General features: G+C 45.9%; 21 protein-coding genes. 14 read left to right on the top strand and 7 right to left on the bottom strand.

Annotated features, from left to right (window positions below; all coding sequences use genetic code 11):
• Positions 1 to 146 precede the first annotated feature (146 nt).
• Positions 147 to 1,490, top strand: a complete 1,344-nt coding sequence (locus J4N42_RS13005; RefSeq protein ID WP_252028532.1) for an MATE family efflux transporter — start codon at positions 147 to 149, stop codon at positions 1,488 to 1,490.
• Positions 1,491 to 1,554: 64 nt separating this feature from the next.
• On the opposite strand, the gene rraA is transcribed toward J4N42_RS13005, so the two are convergent.
• The 3 genes from rraA to efp all read right to left on the bottom strand — a co-directional run bounded on the left by rraA (position 1,555) and on the right by efp (position 3,735).
• Positions 1,555 to 2,067 (bottom strand): ribonuclease E activity regulator RraA, encoded by a 513-nt coding sequence (gene rraA, locus J4N42_RS13010; protein WP_252028535.1) that lies wholly within the window; start codon positions 2,065 to 2,067, stop codon positions 1,555 to 1,557.
• A 76-nt stretch (positions 2,068 to 2,143) separates the two neighbouring features.
• Complete coding sequence (locus tag J4N42_RS13015; protein WP_252028536.1) at positions 2,144 to 3,061, bottom strand: 1,4-dihydroxy-2-naphthoate polyprenyltransferase; 918 nt, start codon at positions 3,059 to 3,061, stop codon at positions 2,144 to 2,146.
• Positions 3,062 to 3,168: 107 nt separating this feature from the next.
• Positions 3,169 to 3,735: an elongation factor P gene (efp, locus tag J4N42_RS13020; RefSeq protein WP_252028537.1), complete on the bottom strand. Its 567-nt coding sequence runs from the start codon at positions 3,733 to 3,735 to the stop codon at positions 3,169 to 3,171.
• 32 nt (positions 3,736 to 3,767) lie between these two features.
• On the opposite strand from efp, the gene epmB reads away from it, so the two are divergent.
• The 3 genes from epmB (at position 3,768) to J4N42_RS13035 (ending at position 6,883) form a co-directional block, all read left to right on the top strand.
• Positions 3,768 to 4,790, top strand: a complete 1,023-nt coding sequence (epmB, locus tag J4N42_RS13025) for an EF-P beta-lysylation protein EpmB (RefSeq protein ID WP_252028538.1) — start codon at positions 3,768 to 3,770, stop codon at positions 4,788 to 4,790.
• A gap of 78 nt (positions 4,791 to 4,868) precedes the next feature.
• Positions 4,869 to 5,357 (top strand): MgtC/SapB family protein, encoded by a 489-nt coding sequence (locus J4N42_RS13030; protein ID WP_252028539.1) that lies wholly within the window; start codon positions 4,869 to 4,871, stop codon positions 5,355 to 5,357.
• A gap of 203 nt (positions 5,358 to 5,560) precedes the next feature.
• Positions 5,561 to 6,883 carry an anaerobic C4-dicarboxylate transporter gene (locus J4N42_RS13035; protein ID WP_252028540.1) on the top strand — a complete coding sequence of 441 codons (1,323 nt, stop codon included), beginning with the start codon at positions 5,561 to 5,563 and terminating at the stop codon, positions 6,881 to 6,883.
• A gap of 84 nt (positions 6,884 to 6,967) precedes the next feature.
• On the opposite strand, the gene pfkA is transcribed toward J4N42_RS13035, so the two are convergent.
• The 3 genes from pfkA to J4N42_RS13050 all read right to left on the bottom strand — a co-directional run bounded on the left by pfkA (position 6,968) and on the right by J4N42_RS13050 (position 9,758).
• Positions 6,968 to 7,930, bottom strand: coding sequence for a 6-phosphofructokinase (gene pfkA, locus J4N42_RS13040; RefSeq protein ID WP_252028541.1), 963 nt, complete (start codon positions 7,928 to 7,930; stop codon positions 6,968 to 6,970).
• Between the two features lie 286 nt (positions 7,931 to 8,216).
• Positions 8,217 to 9,125: a CDF family cation-efflux transporter FieF gene (gene fieF / locus J4N42_RS13045; RefSeq protein ID WP_252028542.1), complete on the bottom strand. Its 909-nt coding sequence runs from the start codon at positions 9,123 to 9,125 to the stop codon at positions 8,217 to 8,219.
• Positions 9,126 to 9,263: 138 nt separating this feature from the next.
• Positions 9,264 to 9,758: a CpxP family protein gene (locus J4N42_RS13050; protein ID WP_252028544.1), complete on the bottom strand. Its 495-nt coding sequence runs from the start codon at positions 9,756 to 9,758 to the stop codon at positions 9,264 to 9,266.
• A 275-nt stretch (positions 9,759 to 10,033) separates the two neighbouring features.
• Between J4N42_RS13050 and J4N42_RS13055 the strand changes: the two genes are divergently transcribed.
• The 4 genes from J4N42_RS13055 to trmL all read left to right on the top strand — a co-directional run bounded on the left by J4N42_RS13055 (position 10,034) and on the right by trmL (position 13,444).
• Positions 10,034 to 10,726 (top strand): response regulator, encoded by a 693-nt coding sequence (locus J4N42_RS13055; RefSeq protein ID WP_252028546.1) that lies wholly within the window; start codon positions 10,034 to 10,036, stop codon positions 10,724 to 10,726.
• Positions 10,726 to 12,102, top strand: coding sequence for an envelope stress sensor histidine kinase CpxA (gene cpxA, locus J4N42_RS13060; protein WP_252028548.1), 1,377 nt, complete (start codon positions 10,726 to 10,728; stop codon positions 12,100 to 12,102). Before J4N42_RS13055 ends, cpxA begins: the two co-directional genes overlap by 1 nt.
• A 103-nt stretch (positions 12,103 to 12,205) precedes the next feature.
• Positions 12,206 to 12,823, top strand: a complete 618-nt coding sequence (locus tag J4N42_RS13065) for a superoxide dismutase (RefSeq protein WP_252028550.1) — start codon at positions 12,206 to 12,208, stop codon at positions 12,821 to 12,823.
• Positions 12,824 to 12,964: 141 nt separating this feature from the next.
• Positions 12,965 to 13,444 carry a tRNA (uridine(34)/cytosine(34)/5-carboxymethylaminomethyluridine(34)-2'-O)-methyltransferase TrmL gene (gene trmL / locus J4N42_RS13070; protein WP_252028552.1) on the top strand — a complete coding sequence of 160 codons (480 nt, stop codon included), beginning with the start codon at positions 12,965 to 12,967 and terminating at the stop codon, positions 13,442 to 13,444.
• Positions 13,445 to 13,545: 101 nt separating this feature from the next.
• On the opposite strand, the gene J4N42_RS13075 is transcribed toward trmL, so the two are convergent.
• On the bottom strand, positions 13,546 to 14,067 hold the full coding sequence (locus J4N42_RS13075; RefSeq protein ID WP_252028553.1) for an FxsA family protein: 522 nt from the start codon (positions 14,065 to 14,067) through the stop codon (positions 13,546 to 13,548).
• Between the two features lie 320 nt (positions 14,068 to 14,387).
• Here J4N42_RS13075 and aspA point away from each other — a divergent pair, with 320 nt between their 5' ends.
• The 6 genes from aspA (at position 14,388) to J4N42_RS13105 (ending at position 23,262) form a co-directional block, all read left to right on the top strand.
• On the top strand, positions 14,388 to 15,839 hold the full coding sequence (gene aspA, locus J4N42_RS13080) for an aspartate ammonia-lyase (protein ID WP_252028555.1): 1,452 nt from the start codon (positions 14,388 to 14,390) through the stop codon (positions 15,837 to 15,839).
• Between the two features lie 169 nt (positions 15,840 to 16,008).
• Positions 16,009 to 17,316, top strand: a complete 1,308-nt coding sequence (locus J4N42_RS13085) for an anaerobic C4-dicarboxylate transporter (RefSeq protein ID WP_252028556.1) — start codon at positions 16,009 to 16,011, stop codon at positions 17,314 to 17,316.
• A 511-nt stretch (positions 17,317 to 17,827) separates the two neighbouring features.
• Entirely contained in the window at positions 17,828 to 19,276 is a 1,449-nt protein-coding gene (locus J4N42_RS13090) for a YfcC family protein (RefSeq protein WP_252028558.1), read from the top strand.
• Between the two features lie 672 nt (positions 19,277 to 19,948).
• Complete coding sequence (arcA, locus tag J4N42_RS13095; RefSeq protein WP_252028560.1) at positions 19,949 to 21,172, top strand: arginine deiminase; 1,224 nt, start codon at positions 19,949 to 19,951, stop codon at positions 21,170 to 21,172.
• Between the two features lie 68 nt (positions 21,173 to 21,240).
• Positions 21,241 to 22,152, top strand: a complete 912-nt coding sequence (gene arcC / locus J4N42_RS13100) for a carbamate kinase (protein ID WP_252028562.1) — start codon at positions 21,241 to 21,243, stop codon at positions 22,150 to 22,152.
• A gap of 99 nt (positions 22,153 to 22,251) precedes the next feature.
• The gene (locus J4N42_RS13105) at positions 22,252 to 23,262 is read left to right on the top strand and encodes an ornithine carbamoyltransferase (protein ID WP_252028564.1); all 1,011 of its coding nucleotides are present in this window, start codon (positions 22,252 to 22,254) and stop codon (positions 23,260 to 23,262) included.
• The last annotated feature ends 111 nt before the right edge of the window (positions 23,263 to 23,373 follow it).

Below are 23,373 nucleotides of genomic sequence, written 5' to 3' on the forward strand. Positions count from 1 at the left end.
AAACACACAACATCAGATAAACGCTTGAATACTTTTATTACAATTCAATCAGATAGTAGCTGCCTAGTTTCGCCGCATCGGGTAAGCGCTAGTGCCTAATCACAATATCTTGTATCCTAGGCGTTTTCCCTCGCAGCGTATCGAAGATGCACGATAAACATGGCTTATTAACAGCCCCTATTCCTAACGTGCTACGTCAGATGACCATCCCTATGATATTCGGCATGGTCGCGATTTTGATGTTCAATTTAGTCGATACCTTTTTTATCTCCTTGCTCGGCACCGATGCTTTGGCTGCCATCAGCTTTACCTTTCCTGTCACCTTCGCCGTGAACTGCATTACAATGGGGATCGGTATGGGGCTATCGACCAGTATTGGTCGCTTACTTGGTCAAGGAGATACTCAAGATGCTGCACGATTTTCCAGCCACGGCTTATTGCTAGCGGTATTACTGGTTGCATGCGCTTCCTTTATCGGCTTGCATACTATTGAGCCTTTGTTTCGCATACTAGGCGCCGAGCAGCACCTGATCCCACTCATCGAGCAATACATGGTGGTGTGGTACTGGACCATTCCGCTGCTGGTTATCCCAATGGCTGGCAACAGCGCCATTCGAGCCACTGGCGACACCAAAACCCCAGCCAAGATCATGATGCTGGCCGGTATCATTAACGGTGTACTCGACCCACTGTTGATTTTTGGTTATGGACCTTTTCCTGAACTTGGCATTCAAGGGGCGGCGATCGCCAGCGCATTGAGTTGGTTTGGCGCTTTGTGTGGCTCGTTATACGTCTTGATAAAACGTGAAAAACTGCTCACTCTACCAAGCCCTCGAGCCTTATTGAACGATTGGCAACAGATCCTAAAGATTGGCACCCCAGCGGCTCTATCCAATGCAATGAACCCGCTGTCAGGGGCACTGCTAATGATTATGTTAGCATCGCATGGTACCGCAGCAGTGGCAGCCTACGGTGCCGCGCAGCGTGTTGAGTCTATTTTGATTTTAGTGCTGATGTCGCTCACCTCTGCACTGACTCCATTTATGGCTCAGAACCTTGGTGCTAATAATCCGCAGCGCAGCTTTGCTGGGTTATTTCTCAGTATGAGATTTTCCATCGTCTTCCAATTACTGATTTTCATCATGATGATTCCACTCAGCATTCCACTTTCAGCACTCTTTTCCCAGGAGCAAGCTGTTGGAGACCTGCTGTGGCATTACTTGCTTGTGGTGCCATTCAGTTATGGCTTTCAAGGTATCGTGATGATGCTAGTTTCTGGGTTGAATGCCTTACATCAACCACTGAAAGCTTTCCAATGGAGCTTTATGCGCTTGTTTGTCTTCACTTTACCTGCGGCATGGCTTGGCAGCATGCTTTACGATATTGAAGGACTATTCATTGGTATTGCTGTAGGGAACATACTCGGTGGTGTATTAGGTTACCTGTATGCATTGAAAGTACGCCGAGAGCACTGTGCATCATTATCGTAATTGACACCTTGCCCAGATAAGCACACACAAAAAAGCCGACACTCAATGTCGGCTTTTTTGTTACTTATAATTCGTCGTCTTCTTCGACTTCCAGCTCTACGTCGAGCGGCTCTTGAGAAAGGATGATGCCAGTGTTGTCGGCATATAGGTAATCTTCCGGTAAGAAAGTCACGCTACCAAAGTTAACAGCTACATCGACTTCGCCGACACCTTGCTGAGAAGCCCCTACGGGAATTGAAGCTAGCGCTTGGATACCCACGCTCATGTCTTCAAGCTCATCGACTTCACGCACACAGCCATACACCACAATACCTTCCCATTCGTTCTCTTCAGCAAGCGCTGCCAGTTCCGCATCGATCAGCGCTCGGCGTAATGAGCCACCACCATCAATAAGTAGTACACGGCCTAAGCCATCTTGTTCTAAGATTTCACGAATCAGCTGATTGTCTTCAAAACACTTAACCGTTGTGATTTGTCCAGCAAAGGAAGCACTGCCACCAAAGTTACTAAACATAGGCTCTACAACATCTACTTGATCCAAGTAAATATCACACAGGGCTGAGGTATTGTATTCCATAGCTATAGTTCTCATACCGATAGACATCTCAATCGAGTATATAGGGTCATTAAGTCAATGCAATGACAGAACTCAATTAACTGGCGAGAGTTTGAGCTATAACAACCCCGGCAAACAACAAGTTAGTAATCAGGGAACATTTCACGATGATTGGCATCATAGGGGCAATTTGCTTAGGTTGCTGTGCATCCCACACCGCTTTACCGTGCTTAAATACCACAACGACACTCAATAGAAATGGCAAGCTGATCCAAACCGGCTTTGGTTGTAGCAATAGATATAGTGCGAACGCCACTAGGGCTCCAACTAGTAGAACAAAGTGGTAATGCTTAGCTCGAGTTTGACCCAAACGAACCGCAACGGTCTTCTTGCCGCACGCTGCGTCATTTTCAATATCACGCATATTGTTGATATTGAGGACGGCGACGGCAAGCAGCCCACAGCCAATCGCAGGTAGAGCAAGAGCACTGTCTATGGTTCCGGTATGTAGGAAAAACGTCCCCGCCACACCTAACAAACCAAAAAAGATGAATACGGATATATCTCCAAGTCCAACGTAACCATAAGGCTTACTACCCACGGTATAGGCAATCGCAGCGATAATGGCCAATACCCCTAGACAAATAAACGCCAAAATACTTTGCATACTGTCTAACGCATAAAAGACCAACACTAAGCCTGCAGCCATTGTCAGCACAATATTAATGATAATGGCCTGCTTCATATCTTTGGTTGTCACTGCGCCTGATTGAATCGCGCGTACAGGACCTAGCCGGTCTTCGTTGTCTGTCCCTTTGACTGCATCACCATAATCGTTCGCAAGGTTCGACAAAATCTGCAGCAAAGTCGCAGTGAGAAAAGCTAACAACGCAATAGGGAGAGAGAAGTGCCCTAAAGAAAAGGCCAGTACACTGCCGGTTAGAATAGAAACTAACGCTAATGGAAGCGTTTTTGGCCTAGCCGCATCTAGCCAGATTTGCAGAGATTGATTCATAGAAATAATTTCTAACAGGAGACGTTATATGGATTGTGTCATATCGATTCTCTAGGCGCAAAAACTAAAAAAGGCCACCGAAGTGACCTTTTTTCTCACCGAAGTGATTATTTTACGCGACCTACGTATTCGGCGCTGCGAGTATCAACTTTGATTACTTCGCCAATTGCGATGAATAGTGGAACACGTACTACAGCACCAGTTGATAGTGTTGCTGGCTTACCACCTGTACCTTGAGTATCACCTTTCAGGCCAGGGTCAGTATCTGTAACTTCAAGCTCAACGAAGTTTGGTGGTGTTACCGCGATTGGGTTACCGTTCCAAAGTGTCAGCATACAAGTGTTGTTTTCTACCAACCACTTAGCGTTTTCACCTACCGCTTTAACATCCGCAGCGATCTGCTCAAATGTTTCGTTGTTCATAAAGTGGTAGAATTCGCCGTCGTTATATAGATAATCTAGGTCGATATCCATTACGTCTGCAACTTCACAAGTTTCACCAGACTTAAAGGTTTTCTCTAGCACTTTACCAGAAAGAAGCTTACGAATTTTTACACGGTTGAACGCTTGGCCTTTACCTGGTTTTACGTACTCGTTTTCCAGGATAACGCAAGGCTCGTTATCAAGCATTAGTTTCAAACCGCCTTTAAATTCATTAGTGCTAACAGTAGCCATTTTGTCCTCTTACATTCTTAGAGCTAAATTCAATGCCACACATCATAACCCGAAAAGTCGAATCTGTTGAGCAAAACTGGCTCAAACAACTGGCGAATGCGATCTCTGATCCGACAAAGTTGTTGGAATCTCTACAGATAGACCCTTCGCCATGGCAAAGCGGGTTTGAAGCTAAAAAGCTGTTTGCGCAGCGTGTTCCGCAAAGTTTTGTCGATAGAATGGAAAAAGGCAATCCTTACGACCCACTTTTACGTCAGGTATTGCCACTGTGCGAAGAATTTGAAGTTCATGATGGATACTCAAACGATCCTCTCGAAGAGCAGAACAATCAAGTACCAGGACTGTTGCACAAATATCGCAATCGCGCTCTGATGATTGTCAAAGGTGGCTGCGCAGTGAATTGTCGCTACTGCTTTCGCCGTCATTTCCCATATCAGGAAAACAAAGGCAACAAGTTAGCTTGGCAGCAGAGCCTCGACTATATTGCTGAGCATACCGAACTCAATGAAGTCATTTTGTCCGGTGGTGACCCACTAATGGCTAAAGACAATGAGCTCGAATGGCTGGTTCAGTCTATTGCTGACATCCAACACATCAAACGACTAAGGATTCATAGCCGACTGCCCGTTGTGATCCCAGCAAGAGTCACGGATGAGTTGTGCCAACTACTTAATCAAACACGCCTGCAAGTGGTCATGGTTACGCACATCAATCACGCCAATGAAATCAATCAAGAACTCAGCGATAAACTCGCTAAGCTAAAACGCGCTAACGTTACCTTATTGAACCAAGCCGTGCTTTTAAAAGGAGTTAACGATTCTACTCACGCCCAAATTATGCTCAGTGAAGCGCTGTTTGATGCTGGTATACTGCCATACTACTTGCACGTGCTAGATAAGGTTCAAGGCGCCGCACATTTCTTTGTTTCTGACCATCAAGCGAAAGCCATTATGGCAGGCTTGATTGAGCGCGTATCCGGTTATTTAGTCCCAACCCTAACCCGAGAAATCGGTGGCAGAGCCAGCAAAACACCACTCGACTTACACCTAGAGTAATCGTTCGTCTCGATTAAAAACTTTTGTTTCGATAGTCCGGTCTTTTATATGCATACTCCGCGCTTTTGGGAGGTCAAAATGCAAGCGACTATTGAACAATTGTTCGATCTCGGCCCTTTTAGTTGGTGGGCTCTTCTCTGCTGTGCCATCAACGGCATACTTATCGGTGTTGAAAGGCAAACTCGCGGGAAACCCGTTGGAATCCGCACCTCTATTTTGGTCATTTCAGGTACATACTTTTTTATGTCGATGGCGGTATCGCTCTCACCTAATACCCTCGACCAAGCACGCGTACTCGGTCAAATCATCACTGGCGTTGGTTTCTTAGGCGCTGGCGTCATGATGACCTTAGACGGAAAAATCCACGGGGTAACCTCGGCGGCGGTGATCTGGGTGCTCGCAGCTCTGGGTATGATGATTGGACTCGGCTATTTGCAGCAATCTGTGGTTATCACGACTCTCGCACTCACTGTATTACTGGGTGTCGACAAAGCAGAAAACCGCATTAAGTCACTGCGCCGTGGGGTTCACCAAAAATTTCAAAATCGCAAACAGGCCAGTAAATAAACTGCGTATCTGCCGTTATTCATAGTGTGATTAATAGTCAAAAATCGCATAAACACTTGTTACTCAGAGTAATTTTTTGACCGAAGACAATGAATGTGCCGATCGTAAATTGAGCTCAATTGATACGCACATTTGCTCACAATTACACCTACTACTTTTGGGTAAGATAAACCTCTACAAACAAAAGTGTTGGAGGTTTGATTATGTTTTATGTGCATATGCTCCTGTTGTTGACGGTCATATTCATTGGTATCCGCCATGGAGGCATTGCGTTTGGATTACTAGGTGGGCTTGGTGTGTCTGTGCTCGCCTTTGTATTCGGGATTGCACCAGGGACGCCACCAATCAGCGTAATGTTGATCATTCTCGCCGTAGTTGCGGCATCTGCGACGTTAGAGGCCACCGGTGGTCTTAAACTCTTGGTTAAGTTTGCAGAACGTCTGCTGCGCAAGCACCCAAGCCAAATCGTATTTTTAGGTCCTTTGTGCACATACTCTCTCACCGTCTTGGTGGGAACAGGTCACTCCGTTTATCCACTACTTCCTGTTATCTATGACGTCGCCTACAAAAAAGGCATTCGCCCAGAAAGACCAATGGCGATGGCGACTATAGCGTCGCAGATGGGCATTACCGCCAGCCCTATCGCCGCCGCAGCAGCCGTAGTGATGGCAACGGCTGCCGACAACAGTCTAGACATCAGCTTAGTCAATGTCTTACTGGTGACGCTCCCGGCAACTCTCATTGGTGTATTAGTTGGCTGTTTGTGGAGCCTGAAGCGCGGTAAGGACCTCGACCAAGATCAAGCCTTCATCGAACGCTGCAAAGATCCTGAGTTCAAAGCTCAGCTGATTGATATCGAAGAAGGTAACGAAAATGACGCGCAAGTGGGTAGCCAAGCGAAGAAAGGCCTAACGATCTTCTTGGCCGGTATCGTGACGGTTATTTTTGTCGCGATGTTTGGTAAAGATCTGTCGTTACTTCCTGACGGTGTGAACATGTCTGTCGCGATACAGTTCTTAATGCTGTCTGTCGGTGCCTTGATCCTACTCACTACTAAGGTCGACCCGAAAAAGATCGTACACAGCAACGTGTTCATTGCTGGTATGACGGCAGTGATCATCATCTTTGGTATTGCCTGGATGAGTGACACCATTATCGGATTCCACAAAGCTTATCTGATCAGCTTAGTAAGCGACTTAGTCGCTGCGCATCCATGGACCTTTGCAATCGCGATGTTCGTGGTGTCGGTATTCCTGAAAAGCCAAGCGGCAGTACTCACTATCATGCTGCCACTCGGATTTGCAATGGGCATCCCTGCTCCAGTATTAATCGGTGTTTTACCTGCGTGTTACGCCTACTTCTTCTTCCCGTTCTACCCAAGCGACCTAGCGGCAATTACTTTCGACCGCTCAGGTACCACGCAAATAGGTAAGTACGTTCTCAACCACAGCTTCCTATTGCCTGGCTTCATAGGCGTCGTTACTGCAACGACTGTCGGCTACATCATCTCAATGGCTATCAACTAGTGAGCCGCTAAGATCAAAAAAGCCAGTTGGTATACCAACTGGCTTTTTTATTAACTTTGTTTGAGAAATTGTTTAAGCAATCGCTTAGAACAACTCTTCTGCAACTTTGAATAGATCGTTGCGAACTGGGCGCTTCAAGTTCTCGATTGCATCAATGATGTCATGGTGAACAAGTTGCTCTTTTTGGATACCTACACAACGGCCACCATGACCTTCTAGCAGTAGGTGAACCGCGTAGTTACCCATGCGAGACGCTAGAACGCGGTCAAATGCCGTTGGACGACCACCACGTTGGATGTGACCAAGAACCGTTGCACGAGTTTCGCGACCTGTTGCCGTTTCAATCTCTTTTGCCAGTTCGTTTGCGTCCATCATAAGCTCAGTTAGAGCGATGATAGCGTGCTTTTTACCTTTCGCGATGCCGTCTTGGATGTTGCTGATCAACTGCTCTTTATCAAGACCTGTTTCTGGAGTGATAATGTATTCACAACCACCTGCGATTGCAGACATCAGAGTCAGATCACCACAGTGACGACCCATGATTTCTACGATAGAAATGCGTTGGTGAGAAGATGACGTGTCACGTAGACGGTCAATTGCATCGATAACTGTGTTCAGCGCAGTTAGGTAACCTATCGTGTAATCCGTACCTGCAATATCGTTATCGATAGTGCCCGGAAGACCAATACATGGGTAACCCATTTCAGTTAGCTTCTTCGCACCCATGTAAGAACCGTCACCGCCGACAACAACAAGTGCGTCGATGCCGTGCTTCTTCAAGTTCTCGATCGCTTTTTCACGTACTTCTACGTTTTTGAATTCAGGGAAACGAGCAGAGCCTAAGAAAGTACCGCCTTTGTTGATCACATCAGATACGCTTGAACGATCCAGTTTTTGGATACGATCTTCGTATAGGCCTAGGTAGCCATCAAAAATACCGTAAACCTCTAGACCTTCACCCAATGCTGTGCGAACAACACCACGTACTGCTGCGTTCATACCAGGAGCGTCGCCGCCACTTGTTAAAACACCGATCTTCTTAATCATGCTCACCCTCGAATTTTTGGAAATCAATTTCAATTTTTAATGTTAGAAGCTAACGACATGCTTCCAACGAAATCTGTCTAATCTGCGCATTATGTTACCTTTACTAAAAAGGAATACTACTTTTATTTGCAGCAAATTATGTAACTTTTCTACTTCTGTAAGAGTATTACAGTTTTACTGTTTCACTTTGTTGATGCACATCAGAATCACGTTTTTTTCTTTTGACGCTGAAAAGATAGTCAATAGCGACCACTTTGTCTCCCCAGTTCAGTGTGAATATCTCTGGCTACCAGCCTTGAGACTTTTGTTCCCTCTCTGCGGTCAAAACGACAGAGTACGGATCTTGGTGGATCAGAATATCCGCGTCTGGAAAACTGGATAGCAGCTTCATTTCTACATTGTCAGAAATGCGGTGAGCTTCAATCAAAGGAATGTGATCCTCCAACTCTAAATGCAGCTGGATAAAGCGTACTGGCCCCGACATACGAGTACGAAGCTGATGCACCCCCAACACCCCCTCTACAGACAGACAGTCTTCCCTGATTTGTTGTAGTTCTTCATCAGGGAGCTTTCTGTCTAATAAGGTTTGAATCGCTTCTGACACCATCTTAAATGCGCTGTACAGAATGAATATACCGATCGCGACAGCAAATACCGCATCGGCTTGAGTGAGACCAAACCAACTTAGCCCTAGCGCCAGCATAATGGCCGCATTCATATACAAATCAGATTGATAATGCAGAGAGTCGGCAGCAATAGCTTGGCTACCTGTTTTCTTCACGACGTGCTTTTGGAATGTCACTAAGCCGTAGGTCAATACCATGGCAAATAAACTGACGTAAACACCATACTCGGGCGAGTTGAGTTCATGAGGGCGGAAGAAACGATCAATACCGTTGAGGATAAGAAAACACGCCGAACCAGAGATAAACATAGCTTGCGCTAAAGCAGCGAGAGACTCGGCTTTACCATGGCCAAAGGTATGTTCTTTGTCAGCAGGCTGAAGTGCATAACGCACTACAATCAAGTTCACAACTGACGCTGCGATATCCAACATAGAATCAATCAGCGATGCTAATAAACTCACAGAGCCGGTCACCCACCACGCCGCAACTTTCACAATCAATAGCAAAGTCGCAACCGTTGTTGCTGTCCAAGCAGCCAAAGTGACTAGGCGAGCATATTCTTGTTTCATAAGCGTAAATTTCGCTAAAGCGTCAATCTTTTATTAAGAAAGGATAATAGAAAGTATACCTCGCATTAGTTTAAATGAATATGAAAGCGACAAAAGGCGGCTAAATAGCCGCCTTTAACAGGAAGGGAGAGATCGAATTTACTTGTGGTGTCTTGCCATCTTGTCAGCACACTTCTGATGACGCTCTTGCGACAGCTCAACAAACTTTTCTTTTTGCTCTGGAGTTAAGATGCTTAGCATCTGGTGCTGCTTCTCTAGCATTTTCACGCGGCGCTCTGCTTGCTTCTCAGCCATCTCTTTTGCTAAATCATTTGCTGCTGCTTGGTCAAACGTGTCTGCCAATACCAAAGCTTGAACTTTTTCGTGGTGCGCTTTCATTGCTGCTTGGCGCTCTTCGCCACCTTGCTCAAACTTGGCTTTCATTTCTGCTTTGCCCGCTTCGCGCATCTCTTTTAACTGCTCTTTTTGCGCATCAGTTAAGTCAAGTTGGCGCATTACACCACGGTCAAAGCCGCCGCATTTACCGCCCATACCTTTACCGTGGTCTTTACCACCGAAAGCAAACGCGCTTGCTGTACCTAGAGTAAGAGGAAGAACAACAGCAGCTAATACTAATTTCTTTGCAGTTTTCATAAGTCGTACCTTATTTTTCATGTTATTTGAGGTGCTGTATAAGGGCATGTTGACCTTTCACCCTAGAGAATCACATCGGCGCTAAATTTAGCAGACAGTGGTTGATGTGTTTCGTTCTCTTCACAGCGGTTGAGTATAGAATACGACCTGCTAGGTAAAGCGACGTATAGAGAGCGTAAAGAATCGTAAAGAGCAAAATTTACCCTGCTCGAAACCGCCGTTTCACAGTAATATAAAGGTAACAAGACTCATGCAATCCAATCGAGGAAAGAGTAATGGCGCATATCCTACTTATTGATGACGACACAGAACTGACTAGCTTGCTCAAAGAAGTGCTCACTTATGAGGGCTTTACTATCTCTGAAGCAAATGACGGAGAGTCAGGGCTGGCTGCAGTGAATAAGGATATCGACCTGATCCTACTGGATGTAATGATGCCAAAACTGAATGGTATGGATACGCTAAAGCGCCTACGTGAGAACTGGCAGACCCCAGTGTTGATGCTCACTGCCAAGGGCGAAGAAATTGATCGTGTGATTGGCCTTGAGCTCGGTGCCGATGACTATTTGCCAAAGCCATTTAGCGATCGTGAATTACTGGCTCGCATTAAAGCTATTCTGCGCCGTACTCAAATTCAATCAGCACCTGCGAATAAAAACAGCGACGCCATTGAGTACATGGATATCAAGGTGTATCCAGGCAAACAAGAAGCCTACTGCCAGGAGCAGTTACTCGAGCTGACCACAACGGAATTTGCCCTGCTAGCACACTTTATTCAGCATCCAGGAGAAACGTTAACTAAGGAAGCACTTAGCTTAGATGTACTGGGTAAAAGGCTGGCCGCTTTCGACCGGGCGATCGACATGCACGTTTCTAACTTACGTAAGAAGCTACCCGATACCTTGTCTGGCAAATCTCGCATAAAAACGTTGCGCGGCCGAGGTTACTTGTTGGTTGAGGAAGACTGATGCGCTTGCCTAAGATCACCAGCCTTTATGGCCGTATCTTCGCGATATTCTGGTTTACCATGCTGCTGGTTCTGCTGGCCGTACTGTCGCTACCGCATTTAGATCCTCGCAAAGCACGTAATATCCCAGCGGATCATTTTGAACGCCTCAATGTACTGCAACAGAAGATCGAGAAGCGCTTTCGCGGTGAGAAAGATCTACGCAAAATTATTTTCAGCCTTGAAGATCAAGGGCGATCACCACGAGATAAAGCCCCTCGCCTCTTCTTAACTGATCTAGAAGGCAACATCTTAACCACTAAACGCCATCACGATTTCAAAATTCGTGCACTGCAAAACTTCATTACCAGCATTGAGCAAGGTGAGCCAAAGCAAAAGCTGTATGGTCGTTACATGATTGCAGGACCACTGCCAATCACCCTCGCCGAACATAACCTACTGCTTTACATCGGAGTAAAATGGGATCAAACCCCTCCGTTCCTATTACGCTTATTCGACAAACCGTTCCAATTACTGTTTGCCGTGATGGTGGTGAGTACACCACTGTTGTTATGGCTAGCTTGGGCACTCAGTCAACCCGCGCGTAAATTAGAGCGTGCAGCTAAGCGAGTCGCCGGTGGTGAGTTTGTTGTCGACCCAGAGCTTGAAAAAGGCACTTCTGAATTTAGGCAAGCAGGAGCAAGCTTCAACCAGATGGTTGAGGCGGTGAATCACATGATTTCTGGCCAGCAGCGGCTATTGTCGGATATTTCCCATGAGTTACGCTCTCCGTTGACTCGCTTGCGAATGGCCAATGCGCTCGCGACAAGAAAGCAAGGAGACAGCCCGGAGCTAGAGCGCATCGATACCGAAGCCCAGCGACTCGAGCAGATGATCGGCGAGCTGTTAGAGCTGTCGCGTATGCAAGCCGATAGTCACCTGACTCGTGAGCTTCAACCCATTTCTAGCTTATGGGAAGAGATCCTCAAAGATGCGCAGTTTGAAGCCGAGCAAATGGGCAAGCAGCTTAACTACTCCGCTATCCCAGAAGGCTCAATCTCAGGTAATCCAAAACTATTGATGAGCGCTGTTGAGAACATCATCCGTAACGCTATTCACTACGGTGAAGACCTGATTCAGGTTACCTTAACTAAAGATGATGAGCAGCTTTCGATTGTCGTGGAAGATAACGGGCAAGGAGTACCAGACTCTGAATTGGAAGATATATTCCGCCCGTTTTACCGCGTATCGACAGCCCGTGATAGAAATTCAGGTGGTGCAGGGCTAGGATTGGCGATCACAGAAAGTGCCATTCGCCAGCACAGCGGCTCCATCGCTGCCAGTCGCAGCCAACTCGGTGGTTTGATGGTCCTAATCAAGTTGCCTCTGAGTAGCTAACAAGAGAAAGACTGTCAACGAGCGACAAAACCCTACAAAGATCGCAGTTGAAAATGATATTCATTATCAATAAAGTAAATCCTTCGATTACGGAGGATTTACTATGTCTCACAGTTTCCCTGAACTGCCATACGCTTACGATGCACTAGAACCATACATCGACGCCCAAACCATGGAAGTGCATTACAGCCGTCACCACAGAACCTACTACGACAAATTCATCACTGCAGTTAAAGGGACTGAGCTTGAAAAAGCCCCTTTAACTGACATCTTCGCCAGTATTTCTCAGCATGCTCCTGCTATCCGAAACAACGGTGGCGGGTACTACAATCACATTCTCTATTGGAACTGCATGACACCAAACGGCCAGCATGAACCAGAAGGTGCACTTGCTCAGGCCATCATCCAAACCTTTGGTACCTTTGAGCAGTTTAAACAAGAGTTTAGCCAAGCGGCGATCAATACTTTTGGTTCAGGCTTTGTGTGGTTAATCGTGCAAAACGGTACACTGAAGATCACCTCCACTGGCAACCAAGATAACCCACTAATGGATGTCGCACAGGAACAAGGTGAGCCGATTCTCGCTTTAGATGTGTGGGAGCATGCCTACTACATCAGCTATCGTAACCGCCGGCCAGATTATATTGATGCATGGTGGAATGTGGTCAATTGGGATGCTGTCAGTGAGCACTACGCCATTGCGCTTGCGCAAAATGCTTAGCGAATTCGACACATCAGGGGGCGACTTACTGTCGCCCTTTGGATACATACCACGGATACAATGTCTGTACTTTGAACCCTGCACCTTAGCGTCATTTGGGTATATACTCTTTGCCACCTAAGCTAACCCAGATGAACCAAGATGTTTGATATTGCCCTTTACGAACCAGAAATCGCTCCAAACACCGGCAACATAATTCGTTTGTGCGCGAACTGTGGCGCTAATTTACATTTGATTGAACCATTAGGGTTTGACCTAGAAGAGAAGAAAGTTCGCCGTGCTGGCCTTGATTATCACGATCTCGCTCGTGTTAAGCGCCACAAGGATCTTAATGCTTTTCTAGAGTATCTAGAAAATGAACGTGAAGGTGACTATCGCCTTTTTGCCTGCACCACCAAAACAACTGGCCATCATATCGATGCGCAATACCAGCAAGGTGATGTGCTATTGTTCGGGCCTGAATCACGTGGCCTACCAGCAGAAGTGATTGAAAGCCTTCCAATGGAGCAGCGTATTCGTATTCCAATGATGCCAGAAGCTCGCAGCCTAAACCTGTCCAACGCCGTCGCTATCATTGCTTTTGAAGCTTGGCGACAAATGGGGTTTGAAGGCGCGGTATAACCCCATTAGATAGACACAAAAAAGGCTCTGTATTCAGAGCCTTTTCTATATATGCTTCAATGAGCTAGCACAGCCCAACTAGTTGAGACGGTTGTTATTGTTTAGTTAAGACGATTATTGTTATCTTGGTCGTCTTTTTCTTTGCGCTCAAACTCACCTTCGAAGGTGTTGCCATCTTGATTGGAGTTAAATGGGTCGCGGTGGAATGGGTCTTGCTCGAATGGGCTTTGACCAAATTGGCCACCAGCAAATCCACCCGATACGTTTTTCACCACCATTTTACTCATTAGGTATTTAGCAATCACAGCTCTTGGCGCTGGCAGCAGAACTAGCATACCCAGTGCATCGGTCATAAAACCAGGAGTTAATAGTAGTACCCCGGCCACCGCGAGCATAACGCCTTCAAAAATTTGCTGAGCAGGCAACTCACCTTGATTTAAGCGGTTTTGCACCGACATTAGGGTTTGAATACCTTGGCTACGCACCAATGACGCACCCACAAATGCTGTGATCAGCACTAAACCGATGGTCGGCCAAAGGCCAAGGAAACCACCGACTTGAATAAACAGGCCAATCTCAATGATTGGGACAAATATAAATAGCAATAATAAGATAGGAAACACACGCCCTCCTTTGTTCACTCCAGTGTACGTCTAAAGCGCCTTGAAGCTCAAATTTATCGTGTAAAAAAGCGTGATTTTGACCACTAAAACCCTCTACCCCTTTATGGTTATTAATAACCTATTCATAGTTTGAAAATTATTGACTAAATAAAGTTAGAAAAGGTGATCCAGTTACTATTTTTATGTACGTAGTGCAGTATGATGTGCCACAGAAGTCAGGACGGATTTTCCAGCCAAAAAACTCTGACGAACGGATTCTTACTTGCAGAAATGGCTAATAAATCACTTTATTATCAGAATAATTCTCTAAGGATCCTGTTATGGCTAGCCTATCTGATACACAAAATACAACACACCAAGCAACCCGTATTGAAGAAGACCTACTAGGTCAACGTCACGTTCCCGCAGACGCGTACTACGGCATTCATACTCTTCGCGCAATCGAAAACTTCAATATTTCAAGCTCAACGATTTCAGACGTACCTGAATTTGTACGTGGCATGGTGATGACCAAAAAAGCGGCGGCTCTTGCAAACAAAGAGCTCGGCGTTCTACCTAAAGATGTTGCGCAGTACATCATTGAAGCGTGTGACGTGATCCTTGAAACAGGAAAGTGCATGGATCAATTCCCATCAGACGTATTCCAAGGCGGTGCTGGCACTTCAGTGAACATGAACACTAACGAAGTCGTTGCCAACGTAGCACTTGAGCTAATGGGCAAAGAAAAAGGCCAATACGAGTTCATTAACCCAAATGACCACGTAAACAAGAGCCAATCGACTAACTGTGCTTACCCAACAGGTTTCCGTATCTCTGTATTTAACAGCGTACGCAAGCTATTGGATGCGATTGAGTACTTGAAAGGCGCCTTTGAACTGAAAAGCCAAGAGTTCGATACCGTGCTAAAAATGGGGCGTACTCAGCTACAAGACGCGGTTCCTATGACAGTAGGCCAAGAGTTCCACGCTTGGGCCGTTACTCTGAACGAAGAAATCCGCGCACTTGAATACACGTCTAAGCTACTGCTTGAAGTCAACCTTGGTGCAACAGCAATCGGTACTGGCTTGAACGCTGCTCCTGGTTACCAAGCACTGGCAGTTAAACACCTTGCTGAAGTGACTGGTCATGAATGTGTGCCAGCTGAAGACTTGATCGAAGCAACGTCTGACTGTGGTGCATACGTAATGACTCACGGTGCGCTAAAACGTCTCGCGGTGAAACTGTCTAAGATTTGTAACGACCTACGCCTACTGTCTTCAGGCCCACGTGCAGGTCTGAATGAAATCAACCTACCAGAGCTACAAGCTGGCTCTTCAATCATGCCTGCCAAGGTAAACCCAGTGGTACCAGAAGTGGTAAACCAAGTGTGTTTCAAAGTGCTAGGTAACGACAACACTATCTCGTTTGCAGCAGAAGGCGGCCAGTTACAGCTAAACGTAATGGAGCCGGTAATTGCGCAAAGCATGTTCGAGTCTCTCGATATCCTAACCAATGCATGTGTCAACTTGCGTGACAAGTGTATCGACGGCATCACAGTGAACAAAGACGTATGTGAAGGCTACGTATTTAACTCTATCGGTATCGTGACTTACCTGAACCCATACATTGGCCACCACGAAGGTGACATCGTTGGTAAGATTTGTGCGGAAACCGGTAAGAGCGTTCGCGAAGTGGTACTGGAACGCGGCTTACTCAGCGAAGAAGAGCTTGATGACATCTTCTCTGTTGAAAATTTAATGCGTCCGCAGTATAAAGCGAAACGCTACGAATAATCGCAGCTAACAGGGTCCCTTACGGGGCCCTTTTTTGGGTTAAACCGGAGTACCCACACTTTTCTTGAGTTATTTTCGTGCTTTATCGTAATAGCGATTTTCATTATTTGAACGTTTAGCCTATGAGCTTTCCAATAATTAAAATCAAAAATCTAAATGAGGTATCAATATGGTAGCGGTTGAACTATTTGTCGTGCTGCTCTTTATTTATTTGGGGGCACGCATTGGCGGCATTGGCATCGGCTTAGCCGGTGGTGCAGGTGTGATTGCACTGTCGTTGTTTTTAGGTGTGCCTACTAGTCAGGCATTCATTCCCGTCGATGTTATCTTGATCATCATGTCGGTCATCACCGCGATTGCAGCAATGCAAGTAGCGGGTGGTTTAGACTGGATGGTTCAAGTTGCTGAGAACTTTCTAAGAAAACACCCTGAACGCATCACTTTCTACGCACCAATCGTCACTTTCTTAATGACGTTAATGGCGGGTACTGGCCACACTGCATTCTCTACTCTACCGGTTATCGCAGAAGTGGCTAAAGGCCAAGGTGTGCGTCCTTCTCGCCCATTATCGATTGCCGTTGTTGCGTCTCAAATCGCAATTACAGCATCGCCAATTTCAGCAGCCGTTGTTGCTTTTGCCGCAATGCTAGCGCCATTTGGTGTGGATTACTTAACGCTACTGGCTGTTTGTATTCCAACCACTTTCTTGGCCTGTATGGTCGGTGCATTCGTCGCTAACTTTATGGGCAGCGAGCTAAAAGACGATCCTGTTTACCAAGAGCGTTTGGAAAAAGGCTTAATCAAACTCGCGACACAAGAGAAACGTGAAATCCTACCAACGGCAAAGAAAGCAACATTCATCTTCCTTGGCGCAATTGGTTTCGTTGTCTGTTACGCAGCCGCTATTTCAGGTTCAGTTGGTCTTATTGAAGATCCAGCACTTGGCCGTAACGAAGCGATCATGACAGTTATGCTAGCAGCAGCGGCAGCCATTGTTCTGTTTACCAAAATCGATGCCTCTAAAATTCCATCTGCAGCAACGTTCCGTTCTGGTATGACGGCATGTGTGTGTGTACTAGGTGTAGCTTGGTTAGGCTCTACTTTCGTTAATGCACACGTAGATGGCATCAAAGAGTTCGCTGGTGGTCTACTTTCTGATTACCCATGGATGCTAGCGCTGGTGTTGTTCTTTGCTTCTATGCTGCTGTACTCACAAGGTGCGACTACCGTTGCTCTAATGCCTGCTGCATTAGCCATTGGTGTTGCCCCGCTAACAGCAGTTGCTTCGTTCGCAGCCGTGAGCGCTCTGTTCGTACTACCAACATACCCTACGCTACTGGCGGCGGTTGAGATGGATGATACAGGCTCAACACGCATCGGTAAGTACGTGTTTAACCACCCGTTCTTTATTCCTGGTGTAACAACCATTGCAACTTCCGTTGCTCTTGGTTTTGCATTCGGTGGTTTGTTTATCTAACCATCAGCACTCATTCTAGGGAGCCTATTGGCTCCCTTTTTTATCACTAAAGATAGAGATCACTGTTTGAATTTGATTGGAATCAAATAAATGTTCGAAAGTTAATTTTTAACATCAAGAAGAAAGGTTGAATAAAATTCCCCTATTTTATTTCATTCCCTCTAGTTAGCTCGCTATAAAATCACATCATGATAATTATTCGAATATAAATCCAAACGAATTAAGAAATTACCCTCGTAAAAATACCCTTCACTTACCGACTAAAATTAATCCCGCTATTTTTGTGAAGACATCGAAAGTTAACCCACGATTAGCAGAATAAAATAGCCACAGAAAAATAAATTTAGCTCATATTTTTTGAGCAACACTATTTCTAATCTGTATTTAACTATTTTAATTCCAATAACTTTAGTTCGAATCAATGGTGTTATCCATTGTGGTAATGGACGACTCATCATTAGTCGCTGATTCACACCTTTGCCAAATCATGGTTAGGTGTAAGGAGATAGCTATGACCACTCAAACTCTACCAACGGAAAACAAAAAAGGCGGCTTCTTTGCCAACTTTAAGTTTCCTTCCGCCTATACCATTTTATTTCTACTCATCGCTTTCGTTGCCGTTCTCACTTGGATAGTTCCGGCAGGCCAATATGACCGAGCAATGAATGAAGAACTGGGCCGTGAAGTTCCTGTAACAGGCACGTACCAAGCTGTAGAAGGTAACCCTCAGGGTGTTATCGATGTTCTTCTGGCACCCATTGACGGCTTCTATGACCATAATAGCTATGAAGCTGCGGCTATCGACGTCTCGCTGTTTATTTTAATCATTGGTGGCTTCCTAGGGCTAGTGACTAAAACAGGGGCAATTGATGCAGGGATAGAGCGAGTCACAGCGCGGTTGGAAGGACGAGAGGAATTGATGATACCGATACTCATGGCGCTGTTTGCGGCTGGCGGTACTGTCTATGGTATGGCAGAAGAATCACTGCCTTTCTACACCCTACTTGTCCCTGTCATGATGGCGGCCCGCTTTGACCCATTAGTCGCCGCAGCAACAGTACTACTTGGGGCAGGCATTGGTGTTCTAGGCTCAACCATTAACCCATTTGCGACCGTTATCGCGGCCAACGCATCGGGTATTCCATTCACCGACGGTATCATGCTACGTATCGCCATGTTGGTTATTGGTTGGGGCATCTGTGTTGCTTATGTCATGCGCTACGCAAAAATGGTGCAAGCAGACCCATCAAAGTCGATTGTTTATGACAAATATGAAGAAAACAAAGCACACTTCTTAGGTAACCAAACTGGTGAGCAATTAGAGTTTACTGGCACTCGTAAGTTAATACTCACTATCTTTGGTGGCTCATTTGCTGTAATGATTTACGGTGTGTCTGTGGCAGGGTGGTGGATGGCTGAGATTTCCGCCATGTTCCTTGCAGCAACCATTTTGGTTGGCCTAGTGGCACGTATGAGTGAGGAAGAGTTCACAACCAGTTTTATTGACGGCGCGCGTGACTTATTAGGCGTTGCCCTCATCATTGGTATTGCTCGCGGTATCGTAGTGGTTATGGACCGCGGCATGATCACCGACACCATCTTGTTCTCCGCAGAGCAAATGGTCACTGGGTTGTCTTCCGTGGTATTTATTAACGTGATGTTCTTCTTAGAAGTGCTACTGTCCTTCTTAGTACCGTCCACTTCTGGTCTTGCGGTATTAACTATGCCGATTATGGCACCGCTTGCCGACTTTGCTGGCGTAGGCCGAGACTTAGTCATCACCGCTTATCAATCCGCGTCTGGATTGGTTAACTTAATTACGCCAACTTCGGCAGTCGTTATGGGCGGCTTAGCCATCGCGCGCGTGCCATATGTTCGTTGGTTGAAGTGGGTGATGCCGTTAATCGGTATTCTAACTGTGTTCTGTATCGTGGTACTCAGCATCGGTGCACTTATCTAGCTCTGAGCCCTGTTTACTCTATAACCAACTTCTCAAGCCGCTATCTCGATAGCGGCTTTTTTTATTGCTATCACTCTTTCCTAAATAAGAGTGGTATTGCTTGGGATATTTAAGCAAACTCTATCGTTATTTATATAGAAGAATATATCTCCTACATTAGTTTTTATTTAATCTTGATTATTAAAACTAATCACCTCCATAAAAACATTCATCACTAGATAAAAATAGCAATGTGATCCCGATAGCTATATTGGCAAAAAGTTTGTTAACACCTACAGAGTATCAATTAAAAAAGTCACTATCTAAATACAAAGTTTGCATACTTTAACTATATCGACACTTCTCTCTTTTATTTATTTAAGAATAAAATTCCTCTGTTTTATTCCCACCAGCGAAAGAACAATACCGTTCATGCATAAACTTCCCAGAAACGTGTCTTTTTAGGGTGGCATCCCACCTAGTTCCAAGTGCATAAAAATTGTTAAAACCCCTGTGTTTAAAGGCTTCATCAAGAAAAAATGATTTGTGATTGAAGTCTAAGAAAGCCCTCCAAACAAGCGTAATATGAATTCCAGAGCAAATAATTGGATATATAAATCCATTCCTTATTCCCTACAAAATAAATATTGTTTTTGAATAAAAACAATACCAATAAATAAGAGAGATACGATCATGAGTAAGTTATACGTAGGTTCTGAAATCGGTCAATTACGTCGCGTTCTTGTTCATCGCCCTAGACGCGCTCTCACTCACTTAACGCCTTCCAATTGTCACGACCTGTTGTTTGATGACGTACTCGCTGTTGAGCGTGCAGGTAAAGAGCATGATGCATTTACACAAACTCTGCGTGATCAAGGTGTCGAGGTTTTACTCCTAACAGATCTACTGGCTGACACGCTTGCGGTACCAGAAGCAAAAGACTGGCTTTTGAGCCAGCAAGTATCCGATTATCGCTTAGGCAAAACCTTCGCTAACGATGTGCGCTGCTACTTAGGTGACTTACCAAACATCGATTTGGCTAAAATCCTAACGGGTGGCTTGTCTTACGCAGAAATGCCAATGAAATCTTCTTCCATGATGCAAGGTTTACATGCGCCGACAGACTTCATCATTGAGCCACTACCAAACCACCTATTCACTCGTGACACGTCTTGCTGGGTCTATGGCGGCGTTTCTATTAACCCAATGGCGAAACCTGCTCGTCAACGCGAGACTAACCATGTGCGCGCCATTTATCGCTGGCATCCAAGCTTTGCTGGCCAAGACTTTATTAAGTACTTCGGCGATCAAGAACACATCAACTATGACAACTCAACAATTGAAGGTGGCGATGTCTTAGTTATTGGCCGCGGTACGGTACTGATTGGTATGTCGGAACGTACTACAGCACAGGGTGTAGAACACTTAGCATCCGGCTTATTCAAACACGGTCAAGCGAAACAAGTGATTGCAATGGAGCTACCAAAACACCGCTCTTGCATGCACTTAGACACAGTAATGACTCACATGCGTGAAGATACCTTCTCGGTTTACCCGGAAGTCGTGCGTAAAGACGTGAAATGCTGGAGCTTAACCGGCGATCAATCGGGTGCTGTGAACGTGAAAGAAGAAGGCTACTTCGTCACCGCGATAGAAAAAGCTTTGGGGGTTGATCAACTCAACCTCATCACAACAGGTGGTGACAACTTCAACGCTGAGCGTGAACAGTGGAATGATGCCAATAACGTTCTGACAGTCAAACCTGGCGTTGTCATCGGCTACGAAGGTAACACCTACACCAACGAAAAATACGACAAAGCAGGCATCACGGTTCTACCAATTCCTGGCGACGAACTCGGCCGCGGCCGCGGTGGTGCGCGCTGCATGAGCTGCCCAATCGAACGAGATGATATCTAACTCACCTTGATTGCTAACTTATCGCTGGGTGCGGAATATCGCACCTAGCACAAAAAAGAGATAAAACCATGAGTAAACAAACTGTTGTTGTCGCTCTGGGTGGAAACGCCCTACTCCGTCGCGGTGAGCCTCTCGAAGCCGAAGTTCAACGTCACAATATCGAAGTCGCAGTTAAAACCATTTCTGAAATTGCCAAAGAATACAATGTGGTGCTAGTGCACGGTAACGGCCCACAAGTTGGCTTATTGGCCTTGCAAGGTTTGGAATACAAAAAAGTGGCGCCTTACCCATTAGACGTATTGGGCAGTGAGACTCAAGGCATGATCGGCTACATGCTGATGCAAGAGTTCAAAAACCAAATGCCTGACATCAATGCCACCTGCATGCTGACTCAAATGACCGTCGATCCCAATGATCCTGCATTTGCAGATCCAACCAAACCGATCGGCCCGATCTATGAAGAAGCTGAAGCACGTGAACTGGCTGAAAAATACCACTGGACAATCAAACCAGACGGGCAGCATTTCCGCCGTGTCGTTCCTAGCCCACAACCAACAGGCATCGTTGAGCATCAAGCGATCACCAAGTTGATCGACGAAGGTCACTTAGTGATCTGTACAGGTGGAGGCGGTATTCCGGTCAAAAAGGAGCACGGGAAGCTTGTTGGTGTAGAAGCGGTTATTGATAAAGATATGTCCGCTGCATTCCTAGCCAAGCAATTAGATGCGGATGCACTGTTGATCCTTACCGATGCCGAAGCGGTGTACCTCGACTGGGGTAAACCCACTCAACACGCACTTCGAAGCACCACCCCAACAGAGTTGGCGAAATATCAGTTCGATGCAGGCTCAATGGGGCCAAAAATTGAAGCGTCGTGCGAATTCATCAAACAGGGCGGAAAAGTCGTCGGTATTGGCTCATTAGAAGATGGCTTACGCATTCTTCAAGGTGAAGCCGGTACCAATATCACCAAAGGCTAGTCACCGCTGATTGCAAAATTTTAGATAAACACGGTGCGCTTTCTTACCTCTTTCCCTGCAAACGAGAAAGCGCCCTTAAAACATAAGAAGGAAAACATCATGGCTTTTAACCTACGCAACCGTAACTTCCTAAAATTACTAGACTTTACTCCACGTGAAATCCAGCACATGTTGGATCTATCTGCGGAGCTTAAAAAAGCGAAATACAACGGTTATGAGCAACCTCGCCTCAAAGGCAAAAACATCGCGCTGATCTTCGAAAAAACCTCAACGCGTACTCGCTGTGCATTTGAAGTAGCTGCGTTTGATCAAGGAGCACAAGTTTCTTACTTAGGCCCATCTGGCTCTCAAATCGGCCACAAAGAATCGATGAAAGATACGGCTCGCGTACTGGGCCGCATGTACGACGGCATCGAGTACCGTGGCTTTGGTCAGGAGATTGTGGAAGAACTAGGCGCATACGCTGGTGTACCAGTATGGAATGGCCTAACAGACGAGTTCCACCCTACTCAAATCCTAGCTGACTTCCTAACTATGATGGAACATGGCCGTGGCAAACAACTGCATGAAATGACGTTTGCTTACCTAGGCGACGCACGTAACAACATGGGTAACTCGCTAATGGTTGGCGCAGCGAAAATGGGTATGGACATCCGCCTAGTTGCACCTAAACAGTTCTGGCCAGAAGAAGCGCTCGTAGCACAATGTCGTGAAATCGCGGAAACAACAGGCGCGAAAATCACTCTAACTGACGACGTACAAGAAGGCGTTCAAGGCTGTGACTTCCTGTACACAGATGTATGGGTATCGATGGGTGAAGCAAAAGAAGCATGGGCTGAGCGAATCAATTTAATGATGCCTTACCAAGTGAACATGGCAATGCTAAAAGCAACCGGTAACCCACATGTGAAATTCATGCACTGCCTACCTGCTTTCCACGGTGAAGATACCACTGTGGGTAAACAGCTCGCAGCAGAATACCCTCAGCTAAAAGATGGGGTTGAGGTAACAGATGAAGTGGTTGAGTCGGACTACTCTATCGTATTCGATGAAGCGGAAAACCGCATGCACACCATCAAGGCAGTCATGGTTGCTACTCTAGGCGACTAATCTGCAGGGAAATGTGGGTGGCATGATGACTCTTCTCGAATTCGTCTGAATAAAGCCCGCATTTTTTTTCATCGAGCATTAGCGAGATTTGTGATGAAAACGCCCTCAAGC

The organism is Vibrio sp. SCSIO 43135, from assembly GCF_023716665.1.
Classification (GTDB): Bacteria; Pseudomonadota; Gammaproteobacteria; order Enterobacterales; family Vibrionaceae; genus Vibrio; species Vibrio paucivorans.

What these genes read in the sequence shown, in the direction of transcription:
- J4N42_RS13005 (WP_252028532.1), top strand. Translation starts at nt 147, where the DNA reads ATGCACGATAAACATGGCTTATTAACAGCCCCTATTCCTAACGTGCTA.
- rraA (WP_252028535.1), bottom strand. Translation starts at nt 2,067, where the DNA reads ATGGAATACAATACCTCAGCCCTGTGTGATATTTACTTGGATCAAGTA.
- J4N42_RS13015 (WP_252028536.1), bottom strand. Translation starts at nt 3,061, where the DNA reads ATGAATCAATCTCTGCAAATCTGGCTAGATGCGGCTAGGCCAAAAACG.
- efp (WP_252028537.1), bottom strand. Translation starts at nt 3,735, where the DNA reads ATGGCTACTGTTAGCACTAATGAATTTAAAGGCGGTTTGAAACTAATG.
- epmB (WP_252028538.1), top strand. Translation starts at nt 3,768, where the DNA reads ATGCCACACATCATAACCCGAAAAGTCGAATCTGTTGAGCAAAACTGG.
- J4N42_RS13030 (WP_252028539.1), top strand. Translation starts at nt 4,869, where the DNA reads ATGCAAGCGACTATTGAACAATTGTTCGATCTCGGCCCTTTTAGTTGG.
- J4N42_RS13035 (WP_252028540.1), top strand. Translation starts at nt 5,561, where the DNA reads ATGTTTTATGTGCATATGCTCCTGTTGTTGACGGTCATATTCATTGGT.
- pfkA (WP_252028541.1), bottom strand. Translation starts at nt 7,930, where the DNA reads ATGATTAAGAAGATCGGTGTTTTAACAAGTGGCGGCGACGCTCCTGGT.
- fieF (WP_252028542.1), bottom strand. Translation starts at nt 9,125, where the DNA reads ATGAAACAAGAATATGCTCGCCTAGTCACTTTGGCTGCTTGGACAGCA.
- J4N42_RS13050 (WP_252028544.1), bottom strand. Translation starts at nt 9,758, where the DNA reads ATGAAAACTGCAAAGAAATTAGTATTAGCTGCTGTTGTTCTTCCTCTT.
- J4N42_RS13055 (WP_252028546.1), top strand. Translation starts at nt 10,034, where the DNA reads ATGGCGCATATCCTACTTATTGATGACGACACAGAACTGACTAGCTTG.
- cpxA (WP_252028548.1), top strand. Translation starts at nt 10,726, where the DNA reads ATGCGCTTGCCTAAGATCACCAGCCTTTATGGCCGTATCTTCGCGATA.
- J4N42_RS13065 (WP_252028550.1), top strand. Translation starts at nt 12,206, where the DNA reads ATGTCTCACAGTTTCCCTGAACTGCCATACGCTTACGATGCACTAGAA.
- trmL (WP_252028552.1), top strand. Translation starts at nt 12,965, where the DNA reads ATGTTTGATATTGCCCTTTACGAACCAGAAATCGCTCCAAACACCGGC.
- aspA (WP_252028555.1), top strand. Translation starts at nt 14,388, where the DNA reads ATGGCTAGCCTATCTGATACACAAAATACAACACACCAAGCAACCCGT.
- J4N42_RS13085 (WP_252028556.1), top strand. Translation starts at nt 16,009, where the DNA reads ATGGTAGCGGTTGAACTATTTGTCGTGCTGCTCTTTATTTATTTGGGG.
- J4N42_RS13090 (WP_252028558.1), top strand. Translation starts at nt 17,828, where the DNA reads ATGACCACTCAAACTCTACCAACGGAAAACAAAAAAGGCGGCTTCTTT.
- arcA (WP_252028560.1), top strand. Translation starts at nt 19,949, where the DNA reads ATGAGTAAGTTATACGTAGGTTCTGAAATCGGTCAATTACGTCGCGTT.
- arcC (WP_252028562.1), top strand. Translation starts at nt 21,241, where the DNA reads ATGAGTAAACAAACTGTTGTTGTCGCTCTGGGTGGAAACGCCCTACTC.
- J4N42_RS13105 (WP_252028564.1), top strand. Translation starts at nt 22,252, where the DNA reads ATGGCTTTTAACCTACGCAACCGTAACTTCCTAAAATTACTAGACTTT.